Origin of the sequence: Pseudoduganella lutea (assembly GCF_004209755.1) — a bacterium.
GTDB lineage: Bacteria > Pseudomonadota > Gammaproteobacteria > Burkholderiales > Burkholderiaceae_D > Rugamonas > Rugamonas lutea.
The window spans coordinates 5,439,587-5,460,948 of the sequence record NZ_CP035913.1 but is presented as its reverse complement, the minus strand read 5'-3'; the positions used below and the strand labels follow the sequence as shown (position 1 = coordinate 5,460,948).

General features: G+C 66.6%; 16 protein-coding genes. 3 read left to right on the top strand and 13 right to left on the bottom strand.

The window, feature by feature from the left end:
* Nucleotides 1-14: 14 nt before the first annotated feature.
* From EWM63_RS23205 to EWM63_RS23160, 11 genes are all read right to left on the bottom strand, one after another.
* Nucleotides 15-1,967: a glycoside hydrolase family 97 protein gene (locus EWM63_RS23205; protein ID WP_130188649.1), complete on the bottom strand. Its 1,953-nt coding sequence runs from the start codon at nt 1,965-1,967 to the stop codon at nt 15-17.
* A 138-nt stretch (nt 1,968-2,105) separates the two neighbouring features.
* Nucleotides 2,106-2,873, bottom strand: coding sequence for an SDR family NAD(P)-dependent oxidoreductase (locus tag EWM63_RS23200; RefSeq protein WP_130188648.1), 768 nt, complete (start codon nt 2,871-2,873; stop codon nt 2,106-2,108).
* Between the two features lie 58 nt (nt 2,874-2,931).
* A complete protein-coding gene (locus EWM63_RS23195) occupies nt 2,932-4,521 on the bottom strand; it encodes an aldehyde dehydrogenase (NADP(+)) (RefSeq protein ID WP_130188647.1) in 1,590 nt (529 codons plus the stop codon).
* Nucleotides 4,518-5,498, bottom strand: coding sequence for an AraD1 family protein (gene araD1, locus EWM63_RS23190; protein ID WP_130188646.1), 981 nt, complete (start codon nt 5,496-5,498; stop codon nt 4,518-4,520). Before araD1 ends, EWM63_RS23195 begins: the two co-directional genes overlap by 4 nt.
* Nucleotides 5,499-5,604: 106 nt before the next feature.
* Nucleotides 5,605-7,347 (bottom strand): IlvD/Edd family dehydratase, encoded by a 1,743-nt coding sequence (locus tag EWM63_RS23185; RefSeq protein WP_130188645.1) that lies wholly within the window; start codon nt 7,345-7,347, stop codon nt 5,605-5,607.
* Between the two features lie 318 nt (nt 7,348-7,665).
* Nucleotides 7,666-8,730, bottom strand: coding sequence for an aldose epimerase family protein (locus EWM63_RS23180; RefSeq protein WP_130188644.1), 1,065 nt, complete (start codon nt 8,728-8,730; stop codon nt 7,666-7,668).
* Nucleotides 8,731-8,831: 101 nt separating this feature from the next.
* Nucleotides 8,832-9,779 (bottom strand): glycoside hydrolase family 43 protein, encoded by a 948-nt coding sequence (locus tag EWM63_RS23175; RefSeq protein WP_259772490.1) that lies wholly within the window; start codon nt 9,777-9,779, stop codon nt 8,832-8,834.
* A gap of 126 nt (nt 9,780-9,905) precedes the next feature.
* On the bottom strand, nt 9,906-10,877 hold the full coding sequence (locus tag EWM63_RS23170) for a glycoside hydrolase family 43 protein (RefSeq protein ID WP_130188642.1): 972 nt from the start codon (nt 10,875-10,877) through the stop codon (nt 9,906-9,908).
* Between the two features lie 21 nt (nt 10,878-10,898).
* A complete protein-coding gene (locus EWM63_RS23165; protein WP_130188641.1) occupies nt 10,899-12,251 on the bottom strand; it encodes an MFS transporter in 1,353 nt (450 codons plus the stop codon).
* A 13-nt stretch (nt 12,252-12,264) separates the two neighbouring features.
* Nucleotides 12,265-12,390, bottom strand: a complete 126-nt coding sequence (locus EWM63_RS32860) for a hypothetical protein (protein ID WP_259772489.1) — start codon at nt 12,388-12,390, stop codon at nt 12,265-12,267.
* A 264-nt stretch (nt 12,391-12,654) separates the two neighbouring features.
* A complete protein-coding gene (locus EWM63_RS23160) occupies nt 12,655-14,019 on the bottom strand; it encodes an ATP-binding protein (RefSeq protein ID WP_165390898.1) in 1,365 nt (454 codons plus the stop codon).
* A gap of 236 nt (nt 14,020-14,255) precedes the next feature.
* Between EWM63_RS23160 and EWM63_RS23155 the strand changes: the two genes are divergently transcribed.
* The 3 genes from EWM63_RS23155 to EWM63_RS23145 all read left to right on the top strand — a co-directional run bounded on the left by EWM63_RS23155 (nt 14,256) and on the right by EWM63_RS23145 (nt 18,317).
* Nucleotides 14,256-14,837: a response regulator gene (locus EWM63_RS23155; protein ID WP_307720795.1), complete on the top strand. Its 582-nt coding sequence runs from the start codon at nt 14,256-14,258 to the stop codon at nt 14,835-14,837.
* 133 nt (nt 14,838-14,970) lie between these two features.
* Nucleotides 14,971-17,964, top strand: a complete 2,994-nt coding sequence (locus EWM63_RS23150; RefSeq protein WP_130188639.1) for a CHASE domain-containing protein — start codon at nt 14,971-14,973, stop codon at nt 17,962-17,964.
* A gap of 14 nt (nt 17,965-17,978) precedes the next feature.
* A complete protein-coding gene (locus EWM63_RS23145; protein ID WP_130188638.1) occupies nt 17,979-18,317 on the top strand; it encodes a hypothetical protein in 339 nt (112 codons plus the stop codon).
* 178 nt (nt 18,318-18,495) lie between these two features.
* Here the strand turns inward: EWM63_RS23145 and EWM63_RS23140 are convergent, their stop codons facing one another.
* Nucleotides 18,496-20,043, bottom strand: a complete 1,548-nt coding sequence (locus EWM63_RS23140) for an AMP nucleosidase (protein ID WP_130188637.1) — start codon at nt 20,041-20,043, stop codon at nt 18,496-18,498.
* Nucleotides 20,044-20,209: 166 nt separating this feature from the next.
* A complete protein-coding gene (locus EWM63_RS23135) occupies nt 20,210-21,178 on the bottom strand; it encodes a ribose-phosphate diphosphokinase (protein WP_130188636.1) in 969 nt (322 codons plus the stop codon).
* Between the last annotated feature and the right edge of the window lie 184 nt (nt 21,179-21,362).

Genomic DNA, 21,362 nt, shown 5'->3' with positions numbered 1-21,362 from the left:
TCCTGATATGGTTTTTATTCGAAGACGGCGACGAAGCCGCCCCGTGCTTTCAGCTTGATGCTGGTCTTTTTCGATGCGGCGACATTGGCCTGCGTGAACGCGCGGTCGGTCGCGCCGTCCGTAATGAGCTTGCCCATGGCGAGCTTGCCGGACTCGCGGATGAAGGCCAGGTCCAGCACGACGGTGCAATCCTGCCCGGCGCCGTTGAAACCGGCCACGTACCATTTGCCGCCGGCCTGGCGGGCGATCACGGCGAACTTGCCCGGCTCGCCGGCGACGAAGCGGCTGTCGTCCCACTGCGCCGGCAGCGTGCGCAGGAAGTCCTTCACGTAATCGGGCACGGTGGCCATGCCCTGCGGGACTTCGGCGAAGTGCTGGATGCCGGACACGAACAGCACCGATTCGGCCAGTTCAAAGCCGTTCCGTGTGGCGCGCTTGATCTTGGGAATGTCGCCGAACACCATCGGCGTGAAGTCCATCGGGTCGAACAGGTTGCGCGTGAATGGCAGCATGGCCGCGTGGCTTGCGATCGGCTCCTGGTCCTTCTGCTCGAACGTGCCGAACTCGAAGCCGCGCACGGCTTCCGCGGTGACCAGGTTCGGCCACGTGCGCGACCAGCCGCGTGGCAGCGTGGCGCCGTGGAAGTTCACGAGCAGCTGCGCATCGTACGCATCGCGCAGGATGCCCACGTAGTAGTCGATCATCGACTGGCCGTCGCCGCCGAAGAAATCGACCTTGATGCCTTTTACACCCATCGTGCGCAGCTTCGCGAATTCGGCGCGGCGGTCGGCGGAAGTGAGCAGCTTGCCGCGCGGGCTCATGTCGGTATCGTTCCATGCGCCGGCCGAGTTGTACCAGACGAGGATGCCCACGTTCTTCGGCTTCGCGTGCTCCACCAGCTCTTTTACTTTGTCGTAGCCGATCTTCTGGTCCCAGTAGGCATCGATCAGCGTGTAGTCCCAGCCCATGTCGGCCGCGTAGTCGATGAACTGCTTCTGCGTGCCGAACGTGGTGAAGTCATCCTTCAGGATCGCCCAGCTCCAGGACGAATGGCCCGGCTTGACCCAGGCCGGAATCGGCCCCTGCGCCGGCGCGGCCAGGTCGGTGCCCAGCGTGGAATCGACGACGGTGGCCAGGCTGCCGATGGCCAGCACGCGCCACGGCGTCGTCATCTGGCCTTGCGCCGTGGGCAGCAACGCGCCATCGGTGAATGTTTCCTGCGGTGCCGGGCCGGCGATGCGGTACACGCCGCCCTTCGACTGCGCGGCCAGGCGCGAGGCGTGGAACGTGCCGTCGAGGTTCGCTTCGGTCAGCGCAACCCAGGTGTCGCCGGTGCGGAACAGCGCGGGGAAGACCCAGCCTGCCGCCAGCGGCGACGGCGTGCCCACGGGGATGTCCACGCGATAGTGCTCTTCGTACGACGGGTTGGTGCGCGCGAAGCCCGTCTTGGCCACCGACATCGGCTGCAGCCATGCGCGCGCCTGCGGCGCGAACGCGAATGTCGTCGCCTCTTCCGTGAACTTCAGCTGCGGCGCGCGGGCCGTGTAGCGGAAGGCCACGCCGTCGTTCGACACGCGGAACGTGATCTCCAGCGGCTGCCTTGCCGCGTTCAGGTAGCGCCACGTGCGTTCGTTGGCGGCATACGTGACGTTGCGGCGCTTGCCGGAAACGAGCTCGTACTGCTCATTGACCGTGCGCTCGGCCGATACGTCCTGCGCGGCGAGCTTCTTCGTGAAATCGGCGCCGTCGAACGACAGGCCCAGCGCCGACTCGCGCAGCACCGGCTTGCCGGCACGCGCGATCTTGTAGGTGACAGCGCCCTCTTTCGTCTGCGCGACGGTGACGGCCAGCTTGCCGTCGGGGCTCGTGAGGGTTTGTGCTGCAGGCTGGGAAGGTGGTGCTGCAAATGCGGCGGCAGGCGCGGCAAGGGCCGACACCGCCAGTATCCGGAACAAGGCAGGTTTCATGTGGCGAACGATGAAAAGCGCTGCCGTGGCAGCGTGCTGCGATCGGAACTACAGTCGGAACAGCAAACTGGCATAGCCGAGCCCGTGTCCGATTTCGGGGTCAGGCCTCAAAGTGGACACGAGCCCGGCAAGGCGTGTTTATACCCAGCCCGCGTCGACGATGAATTCCTGGCCCGTGCACATGGCGCTGTCGTCGGCGCCCAGGAACAGGATCATCGCGGCCACGTGTTCCGGCATCAGCTTGCCCGGCAGGCACTGGGCACGCTTGATTTCCGCTTCGCCGGCGTCGTCCAGCCACAGGTCGATCTGGCGCTGGGTCATCACCCAGCCCGGCGTCACGGTGTTGACGCGGATGTTGTGCGGGCCGAAATCGCGCGCCAGGCAGCGCGTGAGACCGATCACGGCCGCCTTCGTGGTGCCGTAGACGGGGTAGCCCGGGTTCTTGGCATGCCACGACATGGAGCTGATGTTGATGATCGAGCCGCCGCCCTTCTTCTTCATGCCTTCCAGCACGGACTGGCACGTGAAGAACATGGGGCGCTGGTTGATCGCGATGCGCTCGTTCCAATACTCCAGCGTCACTTCTTCCGGCTTGTGGCGCTGGTCGTTGGCGGCGTTGTTGACGAGCACGTCGAAGTCGCCGATCTCGGCGGCCAGCTCGGCGATCGTGTTCTGCAGCGCGGGAATGTCGGTGATGTCGCAGTAGCGGTACAGGGGCGCCGTGTGGCCGGCGGCCTTGAGGCGCTCCACCAGCGCCAGGCTGGGTTCCTTGGCGATGTCGACGAACGCGACGATCGCGCCCTGCTCCGCATACGATGCAACGATCGCTTCACCGATGCCGGTGCCGCCACCGGTGACGAATACGCGCTTGCCGCGCAAACTGCCGAACTTGGCAAAATCAGTCATGCTCTGTCTCCCGTTTTTATCCAACTTTTATTCAACAACCGTTGTTCGAGCCTGTCGCTCATTCCTTGCCCAGCACGCCATCGCGGCGGCGCCAGATGCCCAGCGGGTTACCGTCGCGCAGCGCGTCCGGCAGCAGCCGCTGCGGCAGGTTCTGGTAGCACACCGGGCGCAGGAAGCGCAGGATGGCACCGGTACCCACCGACGTGCTGCGGCCATCGGCCGTGGCCGGGAACGGCCCGCCGTGCACCATCGCCGTCGACACTTCGACGCCCGTCGGGAAACCGTTCGCCAGGATACGGCCGACCTTGCGCTCCAGTGCCGGCAGCAGCGTGGCGGCGGCATCGTAATCATCTTCTTCCAGCTGCAGCGTGGCGGTCAACTGGCCTTCGAGATGGTCCGTCACGCGGCGCATCTCTTCCACGTCGCGGCAGGCCACCAGCAGCGATACCGGGCCGAACACTTCACCGTGCAGCGCCTTTTCGACCAGGAAAGCGTCGGCGGACGTGACGAACAGCGCCGCCCCGCCCTTGCCTTCCGCGTGCGCGCCGAGCGCCAGCGTCTTCACGCCCTGCTGGCCCGCCAGCGCGGCCACGCCCTGCTGGTAAGCGCCGGCGATACCGGCCGTCAGCATCGTGCCCGCGGCCACGCCACCCAGCGCGGCAGCCGCCGCATGGGCGAAGGCGTCGAAGTCCGGGCCGGCGATGCCGAGCACCAGGCCCGGGTTCGTGCAGAACTGGCCGACACCCATCGTCAGCGATCCCGCGAACTGCTGGGCGATGTCGGCGCCGCGCGCCTTCAAGGCGCCCGGCAGCAGGAACAGCGGATTGATGCTGCTCATCTCGGCATACACGGGGATCGGCTGCGGACGCGCCGCGGCCACCGCCATCAGCGCCATGCCGCCGAAGCGCGAGCCGGTGAAGCCCACCGCCTGGATCTCGGGATGCGCCACGAGGGTCTGCCCGATGGCATTGCCCACGCCCGTCAGCAGCGCGAACACGCCGGCCGGCAGGCCGCACAGTTCGACGGCTTTCACGACGGCGCGCGCCACCAGTTCGGACGTGCCGGGGTGCGCCGGGTGCGCCTTGAGCACGACCGGGCAACCGGCGGCGAACGCCGACGCGGTGTCGCCACCGGCGACCGAGAACGCCAGCGGAAAGTTCGATGCGCCGAACACGGCAACCGGGCCCACGCCGATCAGGCGATAGCGCAGGTCCGGCCGCGGCGGCGCGCGTTCCGGCAGCGCGGAATCGATGCGCACGTCGCGGTACGAGCCTTCGCGCAGCAGGTCGGCAAACAGTTTGAGCTGGTTGACCGTGCGGCCACGCTCGCCTTCGAGGCGCACGCGCGGCAGGCCCGTCTCGGCCATCGCGCGCTCGATCAGGTCGTCGCCGATGGCCACGATCTGTTCTGCCACGGTGTCGAGGAACGCCGCGCGTTCCTGGTCGGTCGTGGCGCGGAACGTGTCGAACGCGGTGCCTGCGAGGCGGCACGCCTGGTCGATCTGGTCCGCGTCCGCCGTGTGGAACGACGGCTCGATGTGCGCGTTCAGGGCCGGATTCCAGGCCTTGAAGTCGCTGCCGTTACCCTTGACGGCGATGCCGCCGACCAGGGATTCCCCGGTGATGATGCCGCGGTTCGCGTCGATCATAATGCCTTGACCTGGGCGACCTGGGTCTCCACCACGGTCAGCTTGTTGCGCAGCGCCGGGCCGAAGGCCGGCGATTGCACTTCGAACGTTTCGCCCGGCTGCACGGAGATGTTGTCCGCGAAGCTCAGCGTGGCCGTGCCGAAGAAGTGCACGTGCACGTCGCCCGGGCGCTTGAACAGCTGGTACTTGAAGTGGTGGTGTTCCAGGTTGGCGATCGTGTGCGACATATTATTCTCGCCGGAGACGAACGCCTTTTCCCAGCGCACGTTGCCGTCGGTATCGAGCACGCGCGACACGCCGTCGATGTGCGCCGGCAGTTCGCCCACCAGCAGCGCCGGGCCCACGCCGCAGACGCGCAGCTTCGAGTGGGCCAGGTACAGGTAGTTCTGGCGCTCGGTCACGTGGTCGGAGAACTCGTTGCCGATCGCGTAGCCCAGGCGGTAAGGCTGGCCATCGTCGCCGATCACGTACAGGCCGGCGATTTCCGGTTCTTCGCCGCCATCGAGGGCGAAGTCGGGCATGGCCAGCGCTTCGTTGGTGGCGGCCACGATCGAGCCGTCGCCCTTGTAGAACCATTCGGGCTGCACGCCCGCTTCGCCGGCGGCAGGCTTGCCACCTTCCACGCCCATGCGGAACATCTTCATCGAGTCCGACAGCGTTTCGACGTCGCCGCCGATCTTCTTGTGCATCGCGTCGCGCGCATCGGCGGAACCCAGGTGGGTCAGGCCGGTGCCGGTCACGTAGGTGTGGGCGGCGTCCTCATGGTCCAGCGGTGCCAGCGGGGTCACGTCGGCGTAGGCCACCGTGGTCGAACCGACCGATGCCTCGGCCAGCGCGGCCAGGCCCTGCTTGTTGCGGATCGCGGCTTGCGCCAGCGCGTAGGTGGTGGTGTAGCCGTCGATCACGCGCAGCGTGTCGTTTTCCAGGATGCCCACGTGGCGGGCGCCGTCTTTGTTCTTGAATTGTACGAGCAGCATGGGAGGACTCCGAGATTGGGTGCCGGCGCCGCCACGAGGGGGAGTGGGCAGCGGCGCCGGCGATGAAAGCGTTGTTGGCCTGGGCCGGGTGCGGCCCGGCGTGACATCAATGCGAGTGCTTCGGTACCTTCGAACCGCGGGTGCCGACCAGGAAGTCGAAGTCGCAGCCTTCGTCGGCCTGCAGCACGTGGTCGATGTAGAGGCCGGCGTAGCCGGTCTTCGGCAGGTCGTTCTTCACTTCGGCACGGGCGGCCAGGCGGGCGGCCATCTCTTCGTCCGAGATCTCCAGGTCGAGGCGGCCACCGGCGCAGTCCAGCGACACGATGTCGCCATCCTTGACGATGCCCAGCGGGCCGCCGGCCATCGCTTCCGGCGCCACGTGCAGCACGACGGTACCGTAGGCGGTGCCGCTCATGCGGGCGTCGGAGATGCGCACCATGTCCTTGATGCCCTTGGCCAGGATCTTCGGCGGCAGGCCCATATTGCCCACTTCGGCCATGCCCGGGTAGCCTTTCGGGCCGCAGTTCTTCATCACCAGCACGCAGTTTTCATCGACGTCCAGGTCCGGATCGAGGATGCGCGTCTTGTAGTGGTCGAAGTCCTCGAACACGATGGCGCGGCCGCGGTGCTGCATCAGGTGCGGCGATGCGGCGGACGGCTTGAGCACGGCGCCGCGCGGCGCCAGGTTGCCGCGCAGGATGCAGATGCCGCCATCCTTGATCAGCGGGTTGTCCAATGGGCGGATGACTTCGTCGTCGTAGATCGGCGCATCCTTGTTGTTTTCCCAGATCGTCTTGCCGTTGGCGGTCAGCGCTTCCGGGTTCGGCAACAGGCCGTTCTCGCCCAGGCGGCGCAGCACGCCCGGCAGGCCGCCGGCGTAGTAGAACTCTTCCATCAGGAAGCGGCCCGACGGCAGCAGGTCGACGACGGTCGGCGTGCCGCGGCCGATTTTCGTCCAGTCTTCCAGCTGGAGATCTACACCGATCCTGCCGGCGATCGCTTTCAGGTGGATCACGGCATTCGTGGAACCGCCGATCGCGGCGTTCACGCGGATCGCGTTCTCGAATGCTTCCTTGGTCAGGATCTTCGACAGGCGCAGGTCTTCCCACACCATGTCGACGATGCGCATGCCGGACATGTGCGCCAGCACGTAGCGGCGCGCGTCGACGGCAGGGATCGCGGCGTTGTGCGGCAGCGACGTGCCCAGGGCCTCGGCCATGCAGGCCATCGTGGAGGCGGTGCCCATCGTGTTGCAGGTGCCGGCCGAGCGCGAGTGGCCCGCTTCGGCGGCCAGGAAATCATGCATCGAGATTTCGCCGGCCTTGACTTGTTCGTGCAGCTGCCAGACGGCGGTGCCGGAGCCGATGCTCTTGCCGTTCAGTTTTCCGTTCAGCATCGGGCCGCCGGTGACGACGATCGCCGGGATGTCGCACGAGGCGGCGCCCATCAGCAGCGCGGGGGTGGTCTTGTCGCAGCCGACCAGCAGCACGACGGCATCCATCGGATTGCCACGGATCGATTCCTCGACATCCATCGATGCCAGGTTACGGGTCAGCATGGCGGTCGGGCGCAGGTTCGATTCGCCCGACGAGAACACGGGGAACTCGACCGGCCAGCCGCCGGCTTCGATGATGCCCTTCTTGACGTGCTCTGCGATCTTGCGGAAGTGGGCGTTGCAAGGCGTCAGCTCCGACCAGGTATTGCAGATACCGATGATGGGCTTGCCCTGGAACTCATGGTCGGGAATGCCCTGGTTCTTCATCCAGCTGCGGTACATGAAGCCGTTCTTGTCCTCGGTGCCGAACCATTCGGCGGACCGCAGCTTTACATTCTTTTTCGTCTCAGACATTCGCTTCTCCAGAGTTGTTCTGCGCCCGGCGAACTGGCAATCCCCCGTCGAGCTTTGATTTACGAATGTTAAAGAATGGAATGATGTTATTCCAATGAATAAAAAATGGTCAGCGATATGAAAAAACATATCGCAGCGGGAAAAATTGCCAAAAAAAATGGGGACGGACCCCATTTTCCAAGAAATATTTCCCGAAAAATGGGGTCCGTCCCTATTTTTGAAGCAACTTGTTTAGGACTGAACTGAAAAACTGGGGACGGACCCCTGTTTCTAGGAAATTTCCTGGAAACAGGGGTACGTCCCCAGTTTTGCTGGCGGTTAAGCCTGGACCGTGAACCGGTACAGCGACCGCGTCGCGTACGTTTCGCCCGGGCGCAGGATGGTGCTGGGGTAATCGGGATTGTTCGGCGAATCCGGATAGTGCTGCGGTTCGAGGCACAGGGCTTCGCGGTGGCCGAATTGCCAGCCCTTGCCGGACAGCGAACCGTCCAGGAAGTTGCCGCTGTAGAACTGCACGCCCGGTTCCTGCGTGTACAGCTCCAGGACGCGGCCGGATGCCGGGTCGCGCAAGGTGGCGGCCAGGCTCAGCGTCTTGGCTTCGGGCTTGTTCAGCACGAAGTTGTGGTCGTAGCCAAGCCCGTTCTTCAGCTGTTCGTCGGCGGCATCGATCTGCGCGCCGATCGGCCGCGCCGTGCGGAAGTCGAATGGCGTGCCTTCCACGGAGGCCAGCGGCCCCAGCGGGATCGAGTTCGCGTCGATCGGCGTGTAGCGGTCGGCGTGGATCGCCAGTTCATGGCCGAGGATCGAGCCGCGGCCCGCCAGGTTGAAGTAGGCGTGGTGCGTGAGGTTGACGGGCGTGGCCTTGTCGGTCGTTGCGCTGTACTTCACGAGCAATTCGTTGGCGTCGTTCAGTTCATACGTGACCGTCACGTCCAGCTTGCCCGGGTAGCCATGGTCGCCGTCCGGGCTCGTGAGCGTGAGCTTCAGGCCGATCGTCAGGTCCGTCACCAGCGGCACGGCGTGCCATACCTGCTTGTGGAAGCCGAGCGAACCGCCGTGCAGGTGGTTCGAGCCGTTGTTGACTTCGAGCTGCACCGGCTGGCCATCGAGCTCGAAGCGCCCACCGGCGATCCGGTTGCCGTAGCGCCCGATCAGCGCGCCGAAGTACGGCACCGCATCGGTAAAGTAAGGCGCGATCTCGTCGAAGCCGAACGTGACGTCAGCCAGGTTGCCGGCCTTGTCGGGCACGTGCAGCTCGGTGAGGATGCCGCCGTAGTTCGTGATCTTGACGACCATCCCGCTGCGGTTGCGCAGTGTATAAAGGCTCAGCGCCTGGCCATCCGGCGCGATGCCGAACGGTTCCTGCTCGATGCTCAATTCCATCCGTAGTTGTTCCTAAAGGCGCCGGCGCGACAGGGCTTTCACCGCGGCGATCACTCAGCCGATCGCTCAGTGTTCACTCGCTTGTTTACTCAGTCAATTGCTCATGCAACCGAGGGCCGGCCAAAGTCCGGCATGCCATCATCGCGCCAACGCAAGGGTTTGACGAAGGTATGGCGATCCGGATTCCACAGCGGATCGCCTTCGATTTCAGTATAAGTCCGCGCATGGTACACCAGGAGCACGGTTGATCCATCCTCGGCCACGGTAAAACTGTTGTGGCCGGGACCATAGATCTTGTGCTCGAAGCACGTCTGCAGCACCGGCTCCGCGGACTTGGACCACGACGCCGGGTCCAGCAGGTTCGCATGCTCGTCGGCCCACAGCAGGCCCATCGCGTAATGATGGTTGGTGGCGCTGGCCGAATAGGTGACGAAGATCCTGCCATTCTTCTTCAGCACCGACGGGCCGCCGTTGACGCGAAAGCCCTGGCATTCCCAGTCGTACTCCGGCTTGCTCAGCATGACCGGCGCGCCGCCGAGTTGCCATGGCGTCTTCATGGGCGCGATGTACAGGTTCGAATTGCCCTCGATATCGTCCTGCTTCTGCGCCCACAGGTAGTACAGCTGGCCCTCGTGGGTGAAGGTCGTCGCATCGAGGCAGAACGTGTCGACGCCCGTGTCCACCTGCCCGAGGAATTCCCAGTCGCCCACCAGCGGATTGGCGTTGGTATTGCGGATCGCGTACATGCGGTGCTGGAACAGCCTGTTCCGGCAATCGCGCGACGGGGCCGCCGCAAAGTACACATACCAGTCACCGCCGTTGCGATGGATTTCCGGCGCCCAGACCAGGTCCGCGCAGGGGCCGCCGGGACTCTTGCGCCACACGGTGCGCGTCTGCGCCGAGGCCAGCCCTTCGATCGTTTTCGCGCGGCGCAGTTCGATGCGGTCATACTGCGGCACCGAGGCGGTGAAGTAGTAATAGCCGTCCGTGTGCCGGTAGATATGCGGATCGGCGCGCTGCTCGATCAGCGGCTGCAGGATGTCTCCCACTTCATTCTCTCTTTCCAGAAATTGAGCCTGCCACATGGTGGTGCCTCCGCCTGTCGATATACGCCGGGTTCGCGATCGGTTCGCTGGCGCATGCCCGTGCGGGGCATCCGCCGGCGGATGGGAAGATCAGGCGATCGACGGGCGGCCGAATACCGGCATGCCCTCGTCGTCCCAGCGCAGCGGCTTCACGAAGGTATGGCGGTCCGGATTCCACAGCGGGTCGCCGATGATTTCCGTGTAGGTGCGCGCGTGGTACACCAGCATCACGCCCTCGCCATCCTCGGAGACGGTGAACGAATTGTGGCCGGGGCCATAGATGCCATGTTCCAGGCAGCTCTGCAGCACGGGGTCCTTCGACTTCGTCCACGATGCCGGGTCGAGCAGGTCGGCGTCCTCATCGGCCCACAAGAGGCCCATCGCGTATTCGATGCCCGTGCCGCTGGCCGAATACGTGATGAAGATGCGGCCATTGCGCTTGACCACCGACGGGCCTTCGTTGACCCAGAAGCGCTCGATTTCCCAGTCGTATTCCGGCTTGCTCAGCATGACCGGCTTGCCCGCGATCGTCCACGGGTTGCTCATCGGCGCGATGTACAGGTTCGAGTTGCCGCGGATTTCCTTGTCCTTCTGCGCCCACAGGTAGTACAGCTGGCCCTTGTGCGTGAACGTGGTGGCGTCCAGGCAGAACGAGTCGATGCCGGTGTCGATCTGGCCCATGAATTCCCACTCGCCCTCGAGCGGGTTGGCGTTCTGGTTGCGCACGCAGTACATGCGGTGCTGGAACAGGTCGTCCTTGATCTCGCGGCTCGGCGCGGCGGCGAAGTACACGTACCACGCGCCTTCGTTGAAGTGCAGCTCCGGGGCCCAAAGCAGCTCGCTGTACGCGCCGCTGTCGGGCTTCACCCACACATCCTTCGGCGTGGCGCCGGCCAGGCCGGCGATCGTGGTGGCCCGGCGGATCTCGATGCGGTCGTACTGCGGCACCGAGGCGGTGAAGTAGTAATAGCCGTCGCTGTGGCGGTAGATGTGCGGGTCGGCACGCTGCAGGATCAGGGGGGCGAGTTTTTCGACGGCGCCTTGCTCTTGGTTCGTAGTCATATCGTTACCTTGAATCGTTGGTCAGCTGGCCGCGTAGCCAAGCTTGTTCATGTCGGCCTTCAGCTCGACATAGTAGGAATCGCTGATGCGGTACTTGAACATGAAGATGCCCATCAGCAGGTGGAAGAAGCCGGGAATCACGGTCAGCATCAGCGCGATGCCGTTCAGCGCGTGGGCCGACTGCGTGGCGTTCGGCACATAGTGGAAGTACGTGAACAGGCCGCCCACGATGGCGCCGGCGATACCCATGCCCGCCTTCTGGCACACGGAGATGCCGCCGAACGCAAAGCCCGACACGCGCTTGCCCGTCTTGACGTGGCCATAGTCGATCGTTTCGGCGATGGCCGACCAGAACACCGGCGCATGCAGGTCGACGATGAACGACAGCAGGAAATACAGCACGAAGGCCAGCACCAGGTCGCCCGGCTTGACGAACACATAGATCGCCACGCTGATCAGCGCTACCAGTACCTGCGAATTGCGGAACAGCTTGACCTTGCAGTAGGACTTGGTGATCCAGGTGGACGCCACCATCGAGATGATCGCCGCCGCCACGCCGGTGGACAGGAAGGCCGACACCACGGCCGCGTCGCCGCCCAGGTAGTACTTGGCATAGTAGATGGCCACGGAGCCGCGGATCACGTAGCCGATCGTGCCGGTCACGCAGGCGCCGCACAGCAGCAGCCACTGGTCATTCTTCAGCAGCACCTTCAGTTGCGCCCACAGCGACTGGCGCTCCACCACGTGGCGCACGCGCTCGGTCGTGGTGAAGAAGCAGAACAGGAACAGCGCCACGCCCATCGCCGCCATCACGGCCATCGCGGCCTGGTAGCCGGCGGCCGGGTTGCCGTGGCCCCAGCGCTCGGCCAGGATCGGCACGATGATCGTCACCATGAATGCGCCGATCTTGGCGAAGAACAGGCGGTAGCCGTTGGCGGACAGGCGCTCCTGCGGATCGGCCGTCAATGCGCTGGGCAGCGAGATGTACGACACACCCACGCCGGACGTCATCAGCGTCATCAGGATATAAGTGGAATAGGCCCACAGCAGCTTGGCGTCGTACTGGAAATCGGGCGTCATGAAGACAAAGAACACCGAGATCCCGTACGGCGCCGCGAGGAACAGGAACCACGGGCGGTAGCGGCCCCACTTGTTGGTGTAGCGGTCCGTGATCTGCCCCATCGCCAGGTCGGAGATCGCGCCGATCACCTTCACGACCAGCAGCAGCATCGCCAGGTCTTCGACGCGCAGGCCATAGATATCGGTGTAGAAGAAGGTAATGATCAGCATCATCGACGAGATCACGACGTTCAGCGCCATGTCTCCGGCGCCGAAGCCTACCTTTTCCAGTGTGGTGAGTTTTTGAGTCTCCATGTCTTCCTCTTCTTCAATAGCGTGGCTGCGCGGGCCACGGGGTGTGCCTGGTCCGGAAACCGTCGACGATGCAGGGGGAAACGTTCGGGTTGGAAGAAGTGAAACCGGGCACGGCCATGCCTGGGGAGATGTGCTTCATGGGTCTCCGACGTTTCTTTGCTTGTTATAAATTTGTAACACCAGATGTACTACCGGGCGTATTTCGGGTGTACTGCCGCGGCACTACCGGCGGCGCGGATACATTGCGGGCCGTGGACCGATCTTAGGCGGGGTGCCGGAAACGATCCAATCAAATTTTACCAATTTTCAATATCATTTTTGGTATCGGATGCTCAGGATATGAGCAATTCAATCACAAAACTGATCATTTGAGTGCCGAATGACAGGTTTCGACAGGGACGGCTCACTTGTTGTCGAGTGACAATGCATAAGCCCGTGTTGTAGCGAGGAGACGAAAGCGCGCCTGCTGGCCGTGTTCGATCACCAGCAGCGAATGCGCCGCCAGGATGGCCAGGGTGTCGATGGCTTCGTAGCTGGGTGGATTCGGCCTGCCGCCCTCTTCCAGCAACGCGGCCGCTTCGTCGAGCGTAAACCAGCCCGGCAGCACGGCCAGACGGCACAGCGCGCGCCGGGCGCAGGGCGGCAGCAGCACGCAGCTCCAGTCCAGCGCCGCGCGCAACGTGCGGTGCCGCGGCGTGACGGCGGTGGACGGTCCCTGGAGCAGGCGCAGCATGTCGTCCAGTCCCGCCGCCACCCGTTGCAACCCCAGCGCCGGCACCTGCGCGGCGGCCAGTCCGATCGCAAGCGGCAAGCCATCGAGCCGGCGGCAGATGGCCGCGGCCAGCGCCAGGCCGGCGGCATCGGGCGCGAACGCCGCGTCGGACGCCGTCACGCGCGCCACGAACAGCGCCACGGCGCTGCTGGCCGCCAGCCGGGCCGGGTCCGTCTCTGCCGGCGCGGGCAAGTCCAGCGCCGGCACGCGCACCACCATTTCGCCCTGCGCCAGCAGCGGCTGGCGGCTCGTGGCCAGCACGCCCAGGTGGGGGCACGCTGCCAGCAGTGCTTCCACAAGCCGGCTGCAGGCGTCCGCCAGGTGCTCGCAATTGTCCAGCACGAGCAGCACCGGCGCGCACGGCATGCGTGCCGCCAATGCGCCAGGCGTGTTGCCGCCCTGCCCTCGCCCGAGCTCCACGCCGAGCGCCGCGGCCACGGCGGCCAGCATGCCTTCTTCCGAGGCGGCACCATCGAGTTCCGCCCAGGCCACGTTGCCGCCATGCCGGTGCGCGGCCGCCAGCGCCACCGTCGTCTTGCCGATGCCGGCCGCGCCGGCCAGCGTGACGAAACGGTGCGCCGTCACGCGCGCCAGCACCGCTTCCACGAGCGCGGCGCGGCCCTGGCACACCGAGGGCGGCCGGGGCAGCCGCGAGCGGGGGGCGGCGCGCCGTTCCGCCCTGCCCGCGAACAGGTAGCCACGGCCGGCCACCGTGCCGATCAGCGCGCGGTCTTCCGCCAGCGCGCGACGCAGCGCGGCGATCTGCACGCGCAGGTTGCCGTCGTCGATCTCCTGGCCCGGCCACGCGCGCCGCAGCAGGTCGTCGCGGCTCAGCACCCGCCCGCCCGCTTCGATCAGCGCGTGCAGCAGGCGCGCGGCGCGCTGCCCGAGCGGCACGGGCGGGCCGCCGGCAGTGCGCAATTCGCCGCGTTCGGGATCGAAAAGGTGGCGGCCGAAGGCCAGGGCGCCGGCGCCATTTGCTTGAGGGCTTTCCATGGGCCAAGGGTACGTGGCCGGCCTGTTTCGGCCTATCCCATAACGGGCTGGCATTCGCTGCCCCGATATGCGGGCGCGGCGATCCCCCGATCGGGGAGGCTGCCAGCGGGTGCCCAGCGTGTAAGATGGCTATCTTTCAGTAACAAACAAAATCGGGACGGCAGCGTGATCGGAAGCGACAGCATGCGGGATACAAAGGACGCGCCGGTGCGCGTGATGGTGGTGGACGATCACCCTTGCTGCGCGAAGGGATCGCTGCCGTGCTGTCGATCACGGGGCGCTTCGAACTGGTGGCCGAAGCGGGCGACGGCCGCGAGGCGCTGGAACTGTTCGTGCGCCACCGGCCCGACGTGGTGCTGATGGACTTGCAGATGCCGGTCATGAACGGACTCGATGCGATCGTGGCCATCCGCGAGATCGCGCCGCAGGCGCGCATCATCGTGCTGACCACCTACAAGGGCGACGTGCAGGTGCTGCGCGCGCTGAAGGCCGGGGCCATGGGCTATCTGCTGAAAAGCATGTTGCGCACCGAACTGGCCGACGCGATCGGCCGCGTCCACGCCGGCCAGCGCCACATCCCGCCCGAAATCGCCATCGAACTGGCGACCCATATCGATGCCGACGCCCTGTCGGCCCGTGAAACCGAAGTGCTGGGCCTGGTGGCCGACGGCAATTCCAACAAGCGCGTGGCGCAGGCGCTCGGCATTGCCGAGGAAACCGTGAAAGCCCACATGAGCACCGTGCTGGGCAAGCTGGGCGCGCGCGACCGCACCCACGCCGTGACGATCGCGATCCGCCGCGGCATCCTCGAGCCTTGATGCGGTGCGGCCAGCCGATGGCGACGCCCCGTTGGCGGTCCCAAAAACCCGGTTCTCATACACAATATTTTACGGAAGCATTTTCTTACATTAACGCGCGCTGACGAGCCGCCCGCGGGAGTACGATGACGCGATGCAGAATGCCGCATCTTCATCTCTCCAGCCCGACCAGACCGGACGCATCCTGCCGCTCGCGCTGGCGTTGGGCACGCTGTGCGCGGGGCTCGTCGCCAGCGGATGGGTGTGGAATGGCCTGCGTGCCGGCCACGATGCGCAACTGCGCGCCGAATTCGACTACCGGGTCCGTGAACTGCAACAGCGTGTGAGCCGCCGCATGGCCACCTACGAACAGGTGCTGCGCGGTGCCCAGGCCTATGCGCTGGCCACGCCGCCGCTGCCCGATGCGGCCGCGTTCCGCACCTATGCCGCCACATTGCAGCTGCGCCTGCATTACCCGGGCATCCAGGGCGTCGGCATCGCCCTGCTGGACCGGCAGCAAGGCCCGGGCAGCAAGGTCGTCATGATCGAGCCGCTGGACGTGATGAACCGCCGCGCCCTCGGCTACGACATGCTCGCCGAGCCGGTGCGCCGTGCCGCCATGGTTCGCGCGCGCGACACCGGCAATCCCGCGCTGACGGGCCAGGTGCGGCTGGTGCAGGAAGGCAGCGGGGCCGGCCAGCCAGGCTTCCTGATGTACCTGCCGCTGTATGCGTCCGCTTTGCCGCCTGCCGGGGACGGTGCTTCCGCCGACGTGGCGGCGCGCCGGAACGCCTTGCATGGCTGGGTCTACGGCGCATTCCGCATGCACGACTTCATGAAAGGCCTGAACGGCGAGCGCGAAGCCGACCTGCACGTGGCCGTGTACGACGCTGCACCCACGCCCGACAACTGCATGTACGGCTGCGCGTATGCCGATGGCGATGCGCGCCTGGACATGCGGCGCCAGCTGGACATCGCCGGCCGGCCGTGGATCCTGCGCGTGCGCAGCAACCCGGCCTTCGAGCAACGCATGGCGTCGCGGCAGGCGGCGTGGGCGGGCGTGTCCGGCATCATCGTCAGCATGCTGTCGGCTTCGCTCGTGTGGCTGCTGGCCCAGGGGCGCAGGCGCGCACGCCAGCTGGCCCGCAGCATGACGGATGACCTGCAGCGCTCGTATGGCACGCTGCGGCAGGAGCGCGCGCGGCTGATCAGCATCCTCGAACATGCCAACGATGCGTTCGTGGCCGTGGACGCGACCGGTCGCATCACGTACTGGAACGCCCAGGCCGAGCGCATCTTCGGCTGGAGCGTGCAGGAAGCGCTGGGCCGGCCGCTGCGCGACCTGTTCCCGGGCGAACAGCCGGAGCTGGACCGCCTGCTGGCTTTCGACACCGCCGTGTTCGATAACGGCCGCGGCCTGCGGCTCGAACTGGTGGCGGCCACCCGCGAGGGCCTGGCGGTGCCCGTCGAGCTTTCCTGTTCGCGCGCCGAGAGCGAGGGCGAGCCGGCGTTGCATGGCTTCCTGCGCGACCTGTCGGCGAAGAAGGCGGCGGCGGCGCGCGATGCCGAACGCCAGCACGACTTGCAGCAGGCGCAGAAGGCGCTGAACCGGGCGCAGAAGCTGGAAGCCGTCGGCAAGCTGACGGGCGGCGTGGCCCACGACTTCAACAACGTGTTGCAGGTCATCTACGGCAATGTGCAGGCGGTGGCGATGGCGCCGCGCGCGCCGGATGCGCCACGCCGGCTCGAGGGCGCGCTGGCGGCCGTCGAGCGGGGCGCCAACCTGTCGCGCCAGTTGCTGGCGTTCGCGCGGCGCCAGCCGCTCGAACCGGTGGTGATCAACCTGGCGCGCCTGCTGCGCAATATAGACGACCTGCTGCGCCGTGCGCTCGGCGAAGGCGTCGAACTGGCCACGCGCGTCGAGGCGGGGCTGTGGAACACGCTGGCCGACCCGAACCAGCTGGAGAACGTGGTACTGAACCTGGCCATCAATGCGCGCGACGCGATGGCCGGCCAGGGGCGGCTGACGATCGAGCTGTCGAACACGGTGCTCGACGAGCACGACGCCGCCGTCGTACCGGACGCGGTGGCGGGCGACTACGTGCTGCTGGCCGTCTCCGACAATGGCAGCGGCATGCCGCCCGAGGTGCAGGAGCGCGTGTTCGAGCCCTTCTTCACGACGAAGCCCGAAGGCGTGGGCACGGGCCTTGGCCTGTCGATGGCCTATGGCTTCGTGCGCCAGACCGGCGGCCACATCCGTGTGTACAGCGAAGTGGGCGTGGGCACCACGATGCGGCTGTATTTCCCCCGCTCCGGCGCGCCGGAAACCACGCAGGCGCCGGAGCAGGCGTCGCCCGCCACCGGCGGCACGGAAACGGTGCTGCTCGTGGACGACGACGCCGCCGTGCGCGACACGGTGGCGGCGATGCTGCGCAGCCTGCGCTACACGGTGCTCGAAGCGGGCGATGCCGATGAAGCGATCCGCATGCTGCATGGTGGTGCGCCCGTGGACCTGTTGTTTACCGACGTCGTCATGCCCGGTACCTTGCCGGTGGCGGAACTGGCCCGCGTGGCGCGGCACCTGCGCCCGGGCATCGCCGTGCTGTTCACATCCGGCTACACGCAGGATGCGGCGCAGCATGGCGGCCAGCTCGAGCCGGGCACGCACCTGCTGTCGAAACCCTACCGCCGCGACGAACTGGCGCGCAAGGTCCGCAGCGTTCTGGACGAACGAGCGGCGGATCCTTCCGCACCGGCCGACACGGTGCCGACGGCCCCGCAGCGCGTGCTCGTGGTCGAGGACAACGACGACCTGCGCGACCTGACGTGCGAAATGATCATGGCGCTGGGCTGGCAGGCGACAGGGGTCGGCAGCGCCGAGGCGGCACTCGAATCGCTGGCGGCGGGCGGCATCGGCGCCGTGTTCACCGACGTGGAACTGCCCGGCATGAGCGGCCTGGAACTGGCGCGGCGCCTGGCCGACAACCCCGCGCTGCCGGTCGTGATCGTCAGCGGACGGGCGCTGGGCGACGACGTGCCGCCCGGCGTGCGCTTCCTCTACAAGCCCTACCGGATCGATGCCGTGGAAGAAATCCTGGCCCAGCTGCGGCTGGCGCGGCAGGAAACCGGCGACCCGGACGACGATTGAACGTGGCAGCCAGCATGCCCCCGTCCGGAAAATATCCCGTCACGCCCGATGGCCGCTACTTCGTCGTCGACGGCCGCCTTTGGCGCACGAGCAATCCGCACCTGGCGCCCGAGGTGCGGCAGGCACTGGTCGAGCGGCTGATGCGGGCGCGCCGGCAGGTCGGCGTGGCCAAGAAGGCGGGCGATGCGGACGCCGAGCGCAGCGCCCGCGCCGACGTGGACGACGCCAAGCGCGGACTCGGCGAGCGCGGCCCCGTGTGGTGGACCGATGGCGCGCCGGATTACAACCGGCACATGGCGAAGAACACGCCGTATGCGGACTGGTTCGCCGCCCTGCCGGCGGGCGGTGTTTGACCAATCCCGGTAACTCAGACACGCATGCATGAACCCCAAAGCAAAGGGCCGGGGTCAGACCGGCGGGGCTTTGCCGGGATTTCAAGGAGCACCGCTCCTTGCCGGCAAAGCGGTGCTGGCCTGCAGGCCAGCGCTCCTTCCTGACCCCAGCTTCTGCCTCCGGGTTTAATTTGCCCGTCTACTGGAACGCCACCTCGGCAAAGCTCCGTAGCTTGCGGCTGTGCAGCCGGTCCACGCCCAGCGCGCGCAGCAGTTCGAGCGCGCGGATGCCGATGCGCAGGTGCTGGTCGACCCGGTCGCGGTAGAACTGGTTGGCCATGCCCGGCAGCTTGATCTCGCCGTGCAGCGGCTTGTCGGACACGCACAGCAGCGTGCCATACGGCACGCGGAAGCGGAAGCCGTTGGCGGCGATCGTGGCGCTCTCCATGTCCAGCGCCACCGCGCGGCTTTGCGAGAAACGCCGTTCCGGCGTGCGCTGCGGCAGCAGTTCCCAGTTGCGGTTGTCGGTGCTGGCCACGGTACCGGTGCGCAGCACGCGTTTCAGGTCGTGACCCGTCAGCTGCGTGACCTCGGCCACCGCGCCCTCGATCGCCACCTGCACCTCGGCCAGCGCGGGGATCGGCACCCACAGCGGCAGGTCCTCGTCCAGCACGTGGTCTTCGCGCACGTAGCCGTGGGCAAGCACGTAGTCGCCCAGCTGCTGCGTGTTGCGCAGGCCGGCGCAATGGCCCAGCATCAGCCAGGCATGGGGGCGCAGCACGGCCACGTGGTCGGTGATCGTCTTGGCGTTGGCGGGGCCCACGCCGATATTGACCATGCTGATGCCGCTGCCATCGGCCCGCACCAGGTGGTAGCCCGGCATCTGCGGCAGGCGCAGCGGCGGCGCGCCGAACGTGTCGCCCGGCTGCGCGTCCTGGCCGGCGCGCCGCGTGACGAGGTTGCCCGGCTCCACGAAGGCCACGTACTGGTCCTCGGGGCTGGACGGTTCGCGGCTCATGATCGCGTGGCCCAGGCGCACGAATTCGTCGATGTAGAACTGATAGTTCGTGAACAGCACGAACTTCTGGAAATGCTCGGGCGACGTGCCCGTGTAGTGGCGCAGCCGCTGCAGCGAATAGTCGACGCGCGGGCCCGTGAACAGCGACAGCGGCAGCGCCTCGCCCGGCGCCGGGTCGCAGGTGCCGTTGGCGATGCCGTCGTCCATCGCCGCCAGGTTCGGCAGGTCGAACACGTCGCGCATCATCGCGCGGCGTTCGGGGCTCATGTTGCCTTCGATGTGGTCGTGTTCCGCAAACGAGAAGTGGATGGGGATCGGCTGCGACGACAGGCCCACTTCCAGCTGCACGTGCTGCTGGCCGTGGTTCTTCAGCAGCAGGCGGAACTGCTCGTGGTAGTAGCGGGCGAACAGGTCGGGGCGCGTCAGCGTCGTTTCATAGGTGCCGGGGCCTTCGACGAAGCCGAAGGACAGCCGCGTGTCGGCGCGCGCGAACGTTTCCGTCTGCACGCGCACGAACGGGTAGCAGGCGCGCACGTGGCTCGGCGTTTCGCCTTCCACGAAGCGCTGCAGGTTCTCGCGCAGGTGGCGGATGCTGCCATCGTAGATTTCCTGCACGCGCGCCAGCGCGGCGGCGGGATCGTCGAATCGTTCGGGGGTTACGAAGGGGCGGGTGGACACGATGAACTCCTGTTGTTGTTCAGGTTGTTGTTCTTGCTGTGATCCTATCATGCCCCGTCTCCTCCTGTCGGCGGCAGTCGTGCCAAGCGCCCAGCCCGTGTCCACCTTGGGGTCAACCCTGTTTTCGGACACAAGCTCGACTGAAATACGGCAGGGCTCGTGTCCGATTTTGGGGTTGACCCCATGGTGGACACGGGCTCGGCCGTACACGCGGAGCCTATTCCAGCAGCCGGGCCAGCGGCACGTCGTCGTGCAATGCGCGGATCGCGCGGGCGAACAGCACGCCGCTGTCCAGCACGGTGAACAGGCCGCCGGCGCGGCCGCCATCGGCCACCGTGTCGGCCACGGCGCCCGCGTCCAGGCCGGCGCGGGCCAGCATGCCGGCCGCGTCGCCGGCGAACACGGCATGCGTGGCCGCCGCCATCACGCGCGCCGCACCACGGTCGCGGCAGGCCTTCACGGCGCGCGCCATCGTGCTGCCGGTGCCAATGATGTCGTCGAACACGATGGCCAGCGTGCCGGCCACGTCGCCGGCCATGTGGTCGCCCGTCAGTTCGTTGCCGTTGCGGTGTTTTTCCACGAAGGCCAGGCCCACCGGGCGGTCCAGTTCACGCGAGAGGGCCTTGCGCAAGCCTTCGGCGCGGCGGATGCCGCCGCCATCCGGCGCCACCACGCACACCTCGGCCGTTCCCGCCACCGTGGCGAAGTGTGCCGCGAACAGCGCGCTGCCGTCCAGGTGCTCGGTGCGGCAGCGGAACGCGTTCTGGAAGGCCGACAGGTTGTGCACGTCCAGCGCCAGCACCGTGTCGACCCCGGCCGCCTCGAGCAGCGTGGCCACGTAGCGCAGCGTGAGCGGATCGCCGGCCTGCTGCCGGGTATCCTGCCGCGCGAACGCCACATAGGGCAGCACGGCCGTGATGCGGGCGGCGCCGGCGTCGCGGAGGGTGCCGATGAAGAACAGCAGCCGGCACAGCCGCTCGCCGCTGCCCTGCCCTGGCGCGCCGGCCAGCGAATGGATCACGCAAGCATGCCCGCCGCGCACCGCGGCCGGGGCGCGCACGACATACTCGCCGTCCTCGAAATCCTTCTCCTCGTGGGCGGTCAGCGGCATGCCCAGATGCCGAGCCACGCGCTGGCCGAACGGTGCGCTGCCAGCCAGCGCGAACAGGTGCAAGGGTGCGTTCATCGTCTATGCGTAAGTGGTGATAGTGACATTGTAGGCGCAAGCAGCCCGGGGGCGGCATGCGTGCGCGTGCCAGGCCGCGGCACGCCCGGCACCACGCGCGTGAATTTCATAATGTTGCTTGGTTGTTCTCTTAATTGAAAACGTTTGCAAACAAAATGATGATGACCTTGCGGCGGAACTTTAT

Excerpts from the sequence above, each read along its gene's own strand:
- EWM63_RS23205 (WP_130188649.1), bottom strand. The coding sequence starts at position 1,967 with ATGAAACCTGCCTTGTTCCGGATACTGGCGGTGTCGGCCCTTGCCGCG.
- EWM63_RS23200 (WP_130188648.1), bottom strand. The coding sequence starts at position 2,873 with ATGACTGATTTTGCCAAGTTCGGCAGTTTGCGCGGCAAGCGCGTATTC.
- EWM63_RS23195 (WP_130188647.1), bottom strand. The coding sequence starts at position 4,521 with ATGATCGACGCGAACCGCGGCATCATCACCGGGGAATCCCTGGTCGGC.
- araD1 (WP_130188646.1), bottom strand. The coding sequence starts at position 5,498 with ATGCTGCTCGTACAATTCAAGAACAAAGACGGCGCCCGCCACGTGGGC.
- EWM63_RS23185 (WP_130188645.1), bottom strand. The coding sequence starts at position 7,347 with ATGTCTGAGACGAAAAAGAATGTAAAGCTGCGGTCCGCCGAATGGTTC.
- EWM63_RS23180 (WP_130188644.1), bottom strand. The coding sequence starts at position 8,730 with ATGGAATTGAGCATCGAGCAGGAACCGTTCGGCATCGCGCCGGATGGC.
- EWM63_RS23170 (WP_130188642.1), bottom strand. The coding sequence starts at position 10,877 with ATGACTACGAACCAAGAGCAAGGCGCCGTCGAAAAACTCGCCCCCCTG.
- EWM63_RS23165 (WP_130188641.1), bottom strand. The coding sequence starts at position 12,251 with ATGGAGACTCAAAAACTCACCACACTGGAAAAGGTAGGCTTCGGCGCC.
- EWM63_RS32860 (WP_259772489.1), bottom strand. The coding sequence starts at position 12,390 with ATGAAGCACATCTCCCCAGGCATGGCCGTGCCCGGTTTCACTTCTTCC.
- EWM63_RS23160 (WP_165390898.1), bottom strand. The coding sequence starts at position 14,019 with ATGGAAAGCCCTCAAGCAAATGGCGCCGGCGCCCTGGCCTTCGGCCGC.
- EWM63_RS23150 (WP_130188639.1), top strand. The coding sequence starts at position 14,971 with ATGCAGAATGCCGCATCTTCATCTCTCCAGCCCGACCAGACCGGACGC.
- EWM63_RS23145 (WP_130188638.1), top strand. The coding sequence starts at position 17,979 with ATGCCCCCGTCCGGAAAATATCCCGTCACGCCCGATGGCCGCTACTTC.
- EWM63_RS23140 (WP_130188637.1), bottom strand. The coding sequence starts at position 20,043 with ATGATAGGATCACAGCAAGAACAACAACCTGAACAACAACAGGAGTTC.
- EWM63_RS23135 (WP_130188636.1), bottom strand. The coding sequence starts at position 21,178 with ATGAACGCACCCTTGCACCTGTTCGCGCTGGCTGGCAGCGCACCGTTC.